Genomic DNA, 11,632 nt, shown 5'->3' with positions numbered 1-11,632 from the left:
CGCGTCCCGAGACAACTTGGCTCGACTTACCGATGTAAACACTTCCCCTCAAAAGGGCGGGAGGCGCAACAATTCGACCTCCTGCAACCGGACGGCCCGCCCCCTAAGGCGTCACGCGCTCGAATGTGTCGGGGTGGAAAAACTGCATTTCCTCGCCGCCGCCCGGCTTCCTCACAAAGGCCCGGATGCAGCCGCCCCACATTTCCGCCCGGCTGGCATCGACGCCCATCTGCCGCAATTGCATCAGGTTGAAGCGGTCGCGCTCGTCCTGCGTGAATTCGCCGCCGATCCTGATGCCGAAAGAGACATGCGCGCCGGGGGCGCGCGCATAACAGCTCGCCGAGGCCTGGGCGGCGGCGGTGAACATGAGGCCGAGGGCCAGGGCGGCAAAGGCGCGGATCATCATGAGCGATCTCCTTTGCCCGTTTCCATGAAACGCAAATGCGGCTTTCCTGCGCCCGTTTTTCCGTCCCCGGCTTGCGGCCGGCGGCTCAAGCCCGGTCCAAAGGCAGGGCCCGCTCCGCCAGCCGCACCCAATAGCTCACGCCCACCGGAATGGCCTCGTCGTTGAAATCATAGGTATCGGTGTGCAGCTCGGTCGAATCGCCATTGCCGATGAAGATATAGGCCCCCGGGCGCTCGTTGAGCATGAAGGAGAAATCCTCGCCGCCCATGGAGGGGACCGTCTCGGCATCGACCCGTTCGGGCCCGACGATTTCCCGCGCCACCGCGGCGGCGAAGGCGGTCTGTTCGGCGGCATTGACGGTCACGGGATAGCCCCGCACATAGCGGATGGCGGCGCTGGCGCCGAAGCTGGCGGCGAATTGCGGCACCAATTCGGCCAATCTGGCTTCGATGAAATCCTGCACCCCGCCATCCAGCGTCCGCACCGTGCCGGTGATTTTCGCCGTGCGCGAGATGACATTGTCGGCCTCGCCGGCCTCGATCATGGTGACGCTGAGCACCGCGCTTTCCAGCGGATCGAGATTGCGCGACACGATGGTCTGCATCGCCGTGACCAATTGGGCGGCGACGATGATCGGGTCGATGGTCTGCTGCGGCCGCGCCGCATGTCCGCCCCGCCCTTCGATGTCGATATAGAAGCGATCGGTCGCCGCCATGATGCCGCCCTCGCGGATGCCGAAGGCGCCGATGGGCATGCCGGGCCAATTGTGCATGCCATAGACTTCGTCGATGCTGACGCGGTCGAACAGGCCGTCATCGATCATCACCTTGCCACCGCCGCCGCCTTCTTCGGCCGGCTGGAAGATCAGCGCCACCTTGCCGTCGAAATTGCGCGTTTCGGCCAGGTATCTGGCGGCGCCGAGCAGCATGGCGGTGTGCCCGTCATGGCCGCAGGCATGCATCTTGCCGGCAATGGTCGAGGCATGGGCCGCCCCGGTCCTCTCGGTCATCGGCAGCGCGTCCATGTCGGCGCGCAAGCCGATGGTTCGCCCGCTTGTATTGGTGCGGCCATTGATGACGCCGACCACGCCGGTCCGGCCCAGCCCGGTGATGATCTCGTCGCAACCGAAGGCCTGGAGCTTTTCCGCCACGATGCCCGCCGTCCGGTGCACATCGAACAAAACTTCCGGATGGGCATGGAAATCCCGCCGCCAGGCGGCGATTTCGGGCTGCAATTCGGCGACACGATTGAGAACGGGCATGAACGAACCAAAGCAAATGAAAGACGCGGCAATTTCTCCGCCCCGGGCGGGCGCGTCAACTCCAAGCCTGTCCGTGGCGCAATCCTCTCGGCATTGCGCCAGCACCCCTTTCCAACAATCGCCGCCACGCCGAACCGATATTCCCCTCCGCCGCCTTGCCCGTCCCGGCCGTTTTTGTCATTGAAGCGCCAGTCTGACGGAGCTGCTTATGAAAATCCTCGTAGCGGTCAAACGCGTGGTCGATCACAATGTCCGCATAAGGGTGCGCCCCGATGGCTCGGGCGTCGAGACCAACGGCGTCCGTATGTCGATGAACCCGTTCTGCAAGCACGCGGTCGAGGCGGCGGTGCAGCTTGCCGAAGCCGGCCAGGCCAGCGAAATCGTCGTGGTGTCCATCGGGCCGAAAGCTGCCAATGACGTCATCCTTACGGCCCTGGCCATGGGCGCGCATCGCGGCCTGCTCATCGAGACCGACGACAATCTCGAAACCCTCGCCATTGCCAAACTGCTCGCCAGGGTCGTGGCCGAGGAACAGCCCGATCTGGTGCTGCTCGGCAAGCAGGCGGTGGACGATGACAGCAATCATGTCGGCCAGATGCTCGCCGCCCTCACCGATCGCCCGCAGGCCACTTTCGCCTCGGCCATCAAGCTCAGCGGCGGCGCGCTGGAAGTCACGCGCGAGGTCGATTATGGCCGCGAGACCCTGGCACTGCCCCTGCCCGCCATCGTCACCGCCGATCTTCGCCTCAACAATCCGCGCAATGCCGCGCTACCGATGGTGATGAAGGCGCGCGCCAAGCCGCTCGCGCTGCGTCCTGCCGCCGAGTTCGGCGTCGATCTCGCCCCGCGCCTCAGGATCGAAAACATATCCCCGCCGCCCGAGCGCGTGGCAGGACAGATTGTCGGCTCGGTTGCCGATCTCGCCGCGCGCATCGCCGCCGAGATCGATGCGATGGAGGCGAGCTGATGGCGGTTCTGGTTCTCGCCGAACTCGATAACGGCATCCTCTCCCCCGCCACCGCGCGCATCGTCGCCGCCGCCGCCCAGCTTGGTCCGGTCGACCTGCTCGTCCCTGGTCCCCACGCCGCGGCGGAGGCCGCCGCGGGCATTGCCGGAATCGCCAAAGTGATGGTCAGCGACACCGATCTGCTAGCGGAATCGCTCGTGGCGCTGGTCTCAACGTTAGCAGTCCGCTACCGCTATCTGGTCTCGAGTGCCTCGACCCTGGGCAAGGACGTGATGCCGCGCCTGGCCGGCACACTCGACATCCAGCCGGTCACCGACATCGTCGCCATCGAGGGCGAAAACCGCTTCACGCGGCCCATCTATGCCGGCAACGCTCTCGAAACCGTCATCGACAACCAGGCCCGGCACGTCCTCACTTTCCGCGCCTCGGCCTTCCGTCCGGCCGCTTCCGGCAATGCGGCGCCCATCGAAACCATTGATTCTCCTACCGCTTCCGCCGCAAGATTTATCGCCGCCCATCGCAGCGAGAGCGACGTGCCCGATCTCGCCACCGCCCAGATCGTGGTCGGCGGCGGCGTCGCCGTCGGTTCGACCGAGGGTTTCCAACTGATTGAAAAACTTGGGAAAACCCTGGGCGCGGCCATCGGCGCCACTCGCGCCGCCGTCGATGCGGGCTTTGCCCCCAACGATTGGCAGATCGGCCAGACCGGCAAGATCATCGCCCCCGATCTTTATATCGCCATCGGCATTTCCGGGGCGCTCCAGCACCTTGCCGGCATCCAGGGCGCTAGGAAAATCATCGCCATCAACGCCGATGCGGAGGCGCCGCTGGTCAAGATCGCCGATCTGGCGCTGATCGGCGATCTCTTTGAAATCGTTCCGCAATTGACGGCGGAACTGGAGAGATTGGGCGTGAAACGCTGATGCGGAAACCTCGTGGCGCGCCTATCGAACCACGGGAACCCGGCCCCGGACTTATCTCCTCGACAAGCACCGGGTGAGGTCTCTACGAAGATTGCAAAAATTGCTGTCCGGCCTATAAGGATCGCGCCTTTCCCACTGGATCTCCAGCACATGTTCGAAGCTCTCACCAAGGCCCCCGGCGACAAGATTCTTGCGCTCATGGGCGAATATTCCGCCGATTCGCGTTCCACCAAGATCGACCTCGGCGTCGGCGTCTATAAGGACGAAAACGGCGTGACCCCGGTTATGAAAGCCGTGCGCAAAGCCGAAGAACGGATGCTTTCGAACGAGAAAACAAAGACTTATCTCGGCATTGCCGGCAATAAGGGCTATGGCGCCGCCGTAATCGATCTCGTCGTGGCCGACAGCGCCGACAGCGCCCGTATCCGCGTGGCCCAGGCCCCGGGCGGCACCGGCTCGCTCTGGGTCCTGATGCAGCTCATCAACCGCGCCCGCCCCGGCGCGACAATTCATGTATCGGACCCCACCTGGGCCAACCACAATCCGATCGCCATCAATTCGGGTCTCAAGGTCGCGACCTATCCCTATTTCGATCCGGCGACGCGCGGCGTCAAATTCGAGCAAATGCTTGCGGCGCTTGACCAATTGGGCGCCGGCGACGTCGTCCTGCTGCATGGATGCTGCCATAACCCGACCGGCGCCAATCTCACCGAGGCGCAATGGGACCAGGTGGCGCAGAGCCTAGCCAAGACCGGCGCCCTGCCCTTTATCGACCTGGCCTATCTCGGTTTCGGCGACGGCATCGAGCCCGATGCCTATGGTACGCGCAAAATTCTATCCACGGTGCCGGAAGCTCTGATAGCCTTCTCGGGCTCGAAGAATTTCGGCCTTTATCGCGAACGTGTCGGCGCTGCCATCCTCATGGCTCGCAATTCCGACGAGGCCGACATCGCCAATTCGCAGCTTCTCAACATCATTCGCGGCGCCTATTCGCAGCCGCCCGATCATGGCGCGGAAATCATCCGCACTATTCTGGATGACGCAGCCTTGCGCGCCGAATGGGAGGAAGAACTGGCGACCATGCGTAACCGCATGATTTTGCTACGAAAAAAGCTGGCAGACGCCATCCGCGAGCGCTCCAATTCCACCGATTTCGACTTCGTCGCCGATCATCGCGGCATGTTTTCGCTGCTCGGGCTGACCAATGATGCCGTCGACCATCTTAAGGCCGAAAACGGGGTCTATATGACTGGGGACAGCCGCATCAATATTGCCGGGATTCCGGAAGACCGCGTCGGCGATCTGGCCGCCGCCTTTCTGGGCGCCCTACGCTGAGCAAGAGCTTGCGGCGCCCCGCCGCCATGGAATAGAATCCGGCTAACGTGCCGGAACAGAATGCATTTTAGGAGGGAACGATGAAGTTCTTTGTCGATACTGCAGATACCGCCGCCATCCAGGAACTCCACGATGCCGGCCTCGTCAACGGGGTGACCACCAATCCGTCGCTGATCGCCAAATCCGGCCGCGACTTCAAGGAAGTCATCAAGGAAATCTGCGCGATCACCCCCGACCCGGTCTCGGCCGAAGTCGCCAGCCTCGAATATGACGGCATGGTCGCCGAGGGCGAGGTCCTGGCCAAGATCGCCTCCAATGTGGTCGTCAAGCTGCCCCTGACCCTGGCCGGCCTCAAGGCCACCAAGCACTTCAAGGATGCCGGCGTCAAAACCAATGTGACGCTCTGCTTTTCGGCCAATCAGGCGCTGCTCGCCGCCAAGGCCGGCGCGACCTATATCTCGCCCTTTATCGGCCGCCTCGACGACATCAATCTCGATGGCATGGAGCTGATCGAGAACATCCGCACCATCTACGACAATTACCAGTTCGAGACGCAGATTCTGGCGGCCTCGATCCGCTCGGCCAACCACGTCACCCTGGCGGCCCTCGCCGGCGCGGACGTCGCCACCATCCCGCCCGACGTCATCAAGAAGCTGGCCCTGCACCCGCTGACCGACAAGGGCATTGAAGGCTTCCTCAAGGATTGGGCCGGCACCGGCCAGTCGATCCTCTAGGATCGAGGCATTTCCACAAACGCGATGTCATTCCGGCGCAGGCCGGGGTGACATTCTGGATGCGCGCGCGGGAATATTCTCAGATGGATGCCGGCCTGCGCCCGGCATGACATTGGAGTTGCTGCGCTTTTTGCGCCCAAGCAAGCCGCATGGCCGATACCGAACTCGCCACCCAGATCAAAGCCGCTCTTGCCGGGGTCGAAATTCCCGGCGGCGGCGACCTTGCCACTTATGCTGGTCTCTCGGAGATCATCGTCACCCCGGGCGCCGTCGCCTTCGCCATTGCCGTGGCCACCGGCATGGAGGCGGCTTTCGGGCCGGCCCGGGACGAGGCGCACAAGCTTGCCCAGGACCTGGCCGGCTCCCGCAAGGTGATGGTCTCGATCACCGCCGAAAAATCTCCTGCGCCGAAATTCGGCCACGGATCGGCGGCGCCGCAGGGCAAGACCCGCGTGGCCGGCGTCAAGCGCATCATCGCGGTGGGCTCGGGCAAGGGCGGGGTCGGCAAGTCGACCACTTCGGTGAACCTCGCTCTGGCCCTGGCGGCGGAAGGTCTGCGCGTCGGCGTCCTGGACGCCGATCTCTACGGCCCTTCCGTGCCGAAATTGCTGGGCATCGAGGGCAAGCCGGCAATCCGCGACGACGGTATTTTCACGCCGCACGAGGCCTATGGGCTCAAAGTCATGTCCATCGGCTCCATGCTGGTTCCGGGTCAGGCCGTGGTGTGGCGCGGCCCGATGGCCACGTCCGGCCTGCGCCAGCTGCTGCGCGAAACCGATTGGGGCGGGCTCGACGTGCTGGTCATCGACCTGCCGCCGGGCACCGGCGATATCCATATCGCATTGTTCCAGCAGACGATTATCGATGGCGTCGTCATCGTCTCCACCCCGCAGGACCTGGCCCTGATCGATGCGCAAAAGGCCATCGACATGCTGCGCCGCATGTCGGTTCCGGTGCTGGGGCTCATTGAAAACATGAGCTATTTCATCGCCCCCGATACCGGCCACCGCTATGACATTTTCGGTTCGGGCGGCGCCGAAAAGGCCGCCGGTACGCTGGGCATCGACTTCCTCGGCCCCATTCCCCTGGTCATGTCCATTCGTGAAAATTCCGATGCCGGCGCCCCGCCCATGGCGACGATGCCGGAGGGCCGGGAAGCGACGGCCTATCGGGCCATTGCCCGGAATGTCCTGCGCCGCATCCCATAAAACCGCAATGAGAAGATGAGGTACGTACAGCACCTGTATCGATTGCTGAAATCGATTGCATAGCCTGGCGCACCGATGGTATCCGGCTTCTCCAACACGGCGTCAGGCCGGCAGGGAGGGGATATGTTCTCGTTTGATCGCCGGGATTTCGGTCCCGACTTCACCTTTGGCGTGGCCACCGCCGCCTATCAGATCGAAGGCGGGCAGGGTCATGGCCGCGGCCAGTCGATCTGGGACACGTTTTCGGCGACACCGGGCAATGTGCACAATGGCGATACCGGGCTGCAGGCCTGCAATCATTACGAGCTCTGGCCGCAGGATCTCGACCTGATCCGCGATGGCGGTTTCGATGCCTATCGTTTCTCCTTCGCCTGGCCGCGCCTCATTCCCGAGGGCACCGGCGCCGTCAACCAGGAAGGCGTGGACTTTTACGACCGCCTGCTCGACGGGATGCTGGAACGCGGCATCAAGCCCTATGCCACGCTCTATCACTGGGACCTGCCCTCGACCCTGCAGGATCGCGGCGGCTGGATGAACCGCGACATTGCCCATTGGTTCGGCGATTACGCGACATTGGTTGCCGACAAGTTCGGTGACCGCCTGGCCGCCACCGCCACCATAAACGAGCCCTGGTGCGTCGCTTTTCTCAGCCATTATCTGGGCATCCATGCCCCCGGCTATCGCGATCTGCGCGCCGCCGCCCACGCCATGCACCATGTGCTGTTCGCCCATGGCACCGCCATCGACGCGCTGCGGGCTTCGGGCGCCAAAAATCTCGGCATCGTGCTCAACCTGGAGAAATCCGAGCCCTTTTCGGACAAGCCGGAAGACATGCAGGCCTGCGACATGGGCGATGCCTTGTTCAATCGCTTTTATCTGGGCGGCGTGCTGAAAGGCCAATATCCCGAAGTGGTGACCAATTGGCTGGCCGACTACCTTCCGGAAAATTATCAGGCCGATATGGAAGTGGTTTCCCGTCCGCTCGACTGGCTGGGCATCAATTATTATACCCGCGGCATCTACAAGGCCGGCGAAGCCGGTGGCCCGGCGATCCAGCAGGTCAAGGGCGACCTCGAAAAGACCGATATCGGCTGGGAAATCTACCCCAAGGGCCTTTCGGATCTGCTGGTCCGGGTCTCCAGTGAATATACCAAGATCCCGCTTTATGTGACCGAGAACGGCATGGCCGAGGTCGAGGGCGACGACGATCCGCGCCGGGTGCAATATTACGACGACCACCTGAAAGCGGTGCTTGCCGCCCGCGAATTGGGGGCCGACATTCGCGGCTATTTCGCCTGGTCGCTGCTCGACAATTATGAATGGGCCGAAGGCTATAACAAGCGCTTTGGCCTGGTTCATGTCGATTATGAAACGCAGAAGCGCACGCCCAAGGCCAGCTATCGCTCCTTCCAGGGCCTGCTGCACAATACGCGGTAATTCGCCCGGGCAGGCTGGCGCTCAGGCCTGCCATGCCTCGAAGGGGCCGCCGGCGATCAGCGCCCAATAGAGCTTGCCGGAACTGGTGCGGGCAAAGGCGAGGCCGAATTCGACGAATTTGGGCGATAGCAGCGTATTGCGATGGCCCTGCGAATTCAGCCAGCCATCGATGGTTTCCGGCAGGGTGTTATAACCCTTGGCAAGGTTCTCGCCCACCGCCAGCAGATATCCGCTCTCGGTGACGCGGGCCCGCAAAGTGACGCCGAGATCGTGGCTGAGCCGATCCTGCCGAGCCATGAGTCGCGCCTGGGAGCGGGCGGCGGCTTCCAGTGCAGCGTTATATGTCCAGGCTCCTTCACCATTGGCTCGGCGCACCGTGTTGATAGTGGCGACGATCTGCTCGCGCGTCAGGTCTTCGGGGCGGTCCGATATCTTGGCCGGCAGGGACGGCATGGTCGATGAGCAGGCCGCGAGCAGCGAGGCGGCGCCCAGGAACAGGAAAGTCCGGCGGGAATAATGCGACATGAGGTCAGGCCTGATCGTAAGCGCTGAGGAGATTGGGGAGTATTGCCAGATCGACGGTGATCGAATTGCCGGCCGCCAGGTCCCAGCAGGCCGAAAGGCCCGAATGGGCGGCGGCGAAGCCGAGAAGGCGCTTGCGATTGAGCCCGAGCCGGGCCGAGAAGATATCGGCCATGGCATTGATGCGTTTCGGATCGGCCGCCAGCTTGGTGGCGCCGAAAGGATTGCGAAACGCATTGGCGAGTTCGTAATGCGGGTCGCCGATCAGCCCCTTGGGGTCGATGGCGAGCCAGCCGCGATCGGAGGACATGATATTGTCGTGGTGCAAATCGCCATGCAGGGGAATTTCCGGCATGGGCTTGTCGAAAAGCTGGAGCGCGATGCCGGCGGAGCGGGCATAGAGATCGCGCGCCGTATGCGGCCAGGCGCGGACATCGGTAGAGAACAGCGCTTCGAAACGCTGGCGCAGCGGCATCAACCCCTCGGGATAATCGGGGCGCGGCCGATGAAGATTGGTCACGATCGTGGCAATGGCGATAGTGCCCTCTTCATCGCGGCCGGCGCGGACCGGATCGCCCAATGTTCCGCCATCGAGCCATTCCATGAAAATGGTATCGCCATGAATGTCGAAGACGGTGGCGGCGCCGTCGCCGGCATAATATTGCAGCAGGCGCGCGCCCCTGCCCTCTTCCTCGGCCACGACGGGCTTGAGGATTTTTAGGGCGGCGAAATTGCGGCCATTCTGTTCCACCCGGAAAATCCAGTTGCGCGGCGTTTCCGCCACGGGGGTGGCTTTGGTCAACGACCAGCGGATCAAAGCGCGGCTCAACGCCGTTTCGACGGGAGACTGATTCATCATGGCGCCATTAGAGCAGAAGCCGGTGCAGGATTCGACGGGTGGCGCGCAAAGGTGATGAAAGTGTGGTGGACCCGCGCCGCCGCTCCCCCATCTGGCGGCGTCGCAATGGGTTGAGTAGAGCTAGGCCGCTAGGCCGCTCCGCCGCCCTGCTCCTCCTCGAAGGTGACGGCCACATCGCCATCGGCCGACAGGCGCACCTTGTCGCCTTCGACTTCCGCCACCAGACCAATGGAAATATAGTGGTGGTGGCCCTCGTGGGAGCCCTCGCCGCTGTCCTTTTTGGTCAGCTTGATACGGTCGCCCTCGACGCGATCGACCGTGCCGACATGAACGCCATCGGCGCCGATCACTTCCGCATGTTCCTTGATGTCTGCCGCTTCGACCATGAATCTTCTCCTTGCTTGGGACAATGGTAAACGCTGGCGGCGTCAAAAAGCTGCCTCCGCCCGGCGCCGGTACCGAGCCCGGCCAGGAACGCTTTTCACGCCGCGCAGTTGTTGGCGCAGAGACAGGAGGCACGACATGGCCAGCGAACAGAAATCGCGACATACCGAAGGATGGCCCGAAGAGGCGCGGGAGGCGGCGCAATTGGTCATCGACAAATATGGCGAACCGGACGAAATCACCGATAGCCAGCTGACGTGGCACAGGCCGGGGCCATGGAAGCGCATGATAGCCTCCAGGGCATTCTACCAACACGATTTTCCCGCTCCGCATAACGATTCGGTCGAGTCGGTGATCGACTATCGCGTTCCGGCGGAGAAATTCTCGGCGCTGGCGGCGTTCGATGGCAGCGTCATCGTGGAACGCACCGTCGGCGAAGTGTCGGCGCGCTGCCATGACGAGGAAGCCAATTTTCTGGCGCTCAACCTGATGCATGATATTGTCACCGGCGCCAAGTCGGTGGAACAGGCCCGCGATTATTACGCCAAGGAATTCGCCGATTACCGGCGCAAAAAGCCGACCCCCTATATGGAGAAGCTGCACTTCGCGCTCCCCGAACAGGACACGGCCGATCCGGATACGCGCATCCTGTCTGACGAGGACCTTGAGCGGGCCAAGCAGGAGGGCGAGCGGCGCGGCTAGGCTGTCATTGCTTCGTGAGCGTCGGAAGTCGAGAGGATTTGTGAAAGTATTTCTTCAGCGTCCGGATGCAGAAATACTATCCCCTTGAAATTTAATAGCCACATTCCCATATATATTTTGGCGGCAAAACCCCGCCTCGCTTGTTTCAATAATATTTTGGAGGAAGTGATGGGAAACAAACCCTTCAATCGGCCGGTTTTCCTCCGGCTAAAACAAAACCAGACTGGCAATTATCAGGCGCGCAGTGCCTGGGAAGCCCTGGAATATCTTGATCGTTTCTGGACCGGGCCCAGAACCGGAGAATATAGGCGCGCCAAAGCCATGTGCCGGAGCGCCCTGGACAATCTGGTATCGGCCGAGTCGGCGCGCAATTACCTGATTGCCGCAGCCGAGCGGGCCGGCATTCTCGATCGCCGCTGGAAGATCGATCCCGCCAATGCCCCCGGCAAATATCGCCCGGCAGGCAAGCCGTTTTCAGCCCTCGCGGCCACCATCGCCTGATCGCCATTGCTGGACGGCCCCCGGCCAGGGGCCGGACGCTGGCGCGCGCTCCTAACAGTTAGAAAGAAAGAAGACATGACACGCATCGACTATTCTTCACCCGCCGAGCTCTTTCCGGGCAGGAATCCGAAAACCTCTCGCCAGATCGGCTATAAGCGCTTCGCCTCCGCGGCCGAGGCGGTGCGCTATGCGGTTGAGGACATGCCGGCAACATTGCTGCGCGGTTCCTATCTGGAAGTGAACGAGCGGCGTTTCGATTCCACTCAGATTCTCAATCTTTATCGTGCGGAGACCTTCCCGCTGGCCCGGGCCGCGTAAGCGCTGAAGAAGCGCCGCGAATATCAGGATCGAATTCAAATCCTTGACGTTGTTGTGCTGCGTCGTTTGCTCCCC

General features: G+C 62.6%; 14 protein-coding genes. 9 read left to right on the top strand and 5 right to left on the bottom strand.

Annotated elements, in window-relative coordinates:
- Positions 1-103 precede the first annotated feature (103 nt).
- Positions 104-406 (bottom strand): hypothetical protein, encoded by a 303-nt coding sequence (locus O9Z70_RS02265; protein ID WP_286020879.1) that lies wholly within the window; start codon positions 404-406, stop codon positions 104-106.
- A gap of 85 nt (positions 407-491) precedes the next feature.
- On the bottom strand, positions 492-1,667 hold the full coding sequence (locus tag O9Z70_RS02260) for a M20 aminoacylase family protein (RefSeq protein WP_286020878.1): 1,176 nt from the start codon (positions 1,665-1,667) through the stop codon (positions 492-494).
- A 208-nt stretch (positions 1,668-1,875) separates the two neighbouring features.
- On the opposite strand from O9Z70_RS02260, the gene O9Z70_RS02255 reads away from it, so the two are divergent.
- From O9Z70_RS02255 to O9Z70_RS02230, 6 genes are all read left to right on the top strand, one after another.
- Positions 1,876-2,634 (top strand): electron transfer flavoprotein subunit beta/FixA family protein, encoded by a 759-nt coding sequence (locus tag O9Z70_RS02255; protein ID WP_286020877.1) that lies wholly within the window; start codon positions 1,876-1,878, stop codon positions 2,632-2,634.
- Positions 2,634-3,557 carry an electron transfer flavoprotein subunit alpha/FixB family protein gene (locus O9Z70_RS02250; RefSeq protein ID WP_286020876.1) on the top strand — a complete coding sequence of 308 codons (924 nt, stop codon included), beginning with the start codon at positions 2,634-2,636 and terminating at the stop codon, positions 3,555-3,557. The genes O9Z70_RS02255 and O9Z70_RS02250 overlap by 1 nt, the downstream gene beginning before the upstream one ends.
- A gap of 150 nt (positions 3,558-3,707) precedes the next feature.
- The gene (locus tag O9Z70_RS02245; protein WP_286020875.1) at positions 3,708-4,892 is read left to right on the top strand and encodes an amino acid aminotransferase; all 1,185 of its coding nucleotides are present in this window, start codon (positions 3,708-3,710) and stop codon (positions 4,890-4,892) included.
- Between the two features lie 80 nt (positions 4,893-4,972).
- The gene (gene fsa, locus O9Z70_RS02240; RefSeq protein ID WP_286020874.1) at positions 4,973-5,626 is read left to right on the top strand and encodes a fructose-6-phosphate aldolase; all 654 of its coding nucleotides are present in this window, start codon (positions 4,973-4,975) and stop codon (positions 5,624-5,626) included.
- A 149-nt stretch (positions 5,627-5,775) separates the two neighbouring features.
- Positions 5,776-6,834 (top strand): Mrp/NBP35 family ATP-binding protein, encoded by a 1,059-nt coding sequence (locus O9Z70_RS02235; protein WP_286020873.1) that lies wholly within the window; start codon positions 5,776-5,778, stop codon positions 6,832-6,834.
- A 123-nt stretch (positions 6,835-6,957) separates the two neighbouring features.
- A complete protein-coding gene (locus tag O9Z70_RS02230) occupies positions 6,958-8,271 on the top strand; it encodes a GH1 family beta-glucosidase (RefSeq protein WP_286020872.1) in 1,314 nt (437 codons plus the stop codon).
- Between the two features lie 21 nt (positions 8,272-8,292).
- Here the strand turns inward: O9Z70_RS02230 and O9Z70_RS02225 are convergent, their stop codons facing one another.
- From O9Z70_RS02225 to O9Z70_RS02215, 3 genes are all read right to left on the bottom strand, one after another.
- The gene (locus tag O9Z70_RS02225; protein WP_286020871.1) at positions 8,293-8,796 is read right to left on the bottom strand and encodes a CAP domain-containing protein; all 504 of its coding nucleotides are present in this window, start codon (positions 8,794-8,796) and stop codon (positions 8,293-8,295) included.
- 4 nt (positions 8,797-8,800) lie between these two features.
- Positions 8,801-9,652 (bottom strand): aminoglycoside phosphotransferase family protein, encoded by an 852-nt coding sequence (locus O9Z70_RS02220; protein ID WP_286020870.1) that lies wholly within the window; start codon positions 9,650-9,652, stop codon positions 8,801-8,803.
- 128 nt (positions 9,653-9,780) lie between these two features.
- Positions 9,781-10,038, bottom strand: a complete 258-nt coding sequence (locus O9Z70_RS02215; RefSeq protein ID WP_286020869.1) for a DUF2171 domain-containing protein — start codon at positions 10,036-10,038, stop codon at positions 9,781-9,783.
- Between the two features lie 136 nt (positions 10,039-10,174).
- Between O9Z70_RS02215 and O9Z70_RS02210 the strand changes: the two genes are divergently transcribed.
- The 3 genes from O9Z70_RS02210 (at position 10,175) to O9Z70_RS02200 (ending at position 11,557) form a co-directional block, all read left to right on the top strand.
- On the top strand, positions 10,175-10,738 hold the full coding sequence (locus tag O9Z70_RS02210; protein WP_286020868.1) for a hypothetical protein: 564 nt from the start codon (positions 10,175-10,177) through the stop codon (positions 10,736-10,738).
- A gap of 84 nt (positions 10,739-10,822) precedes the next feature.
- On the top strand, positions 10,823-11,239 hold the full coding sequence (locus O9Z70_RS02205) for a DUF982 domain-containing protein (protein ID WP_286020867.1): 417 nt from the start codon (positions 10,823-10,825) through the stop codon (positions 11,237-11,239).
- 75 nt (positions 11,240-11,314) lie between these two features.
- Complete coding sequence (locus O9Z70_RS02200) at positions 11,315-11,557, top strand: hypothetical protein (protein WP_286020866.1); 243 nt, start codon at positions 11,315-11,317, stop codon at positions 11,555-11,557.
- The last annotated feature ends 75 nt before the right edge of the window (positions 11,558-11,632 follow it).

Source organism: Devosia sp. YIM 151766 (assembly GCF_030285925.1).
In the GTDB taxonomy this organism is placed as follows: domain Bacteria; phylum Pseudomonadota; class Alphaproteobacteria; order Rhizobiales; family Devosiaceae; genus Devosia.
Note: the sequence above shows the minus strand (reverse complement) of the source record. Positions and strands in the feature narration are given on the sequence as shown.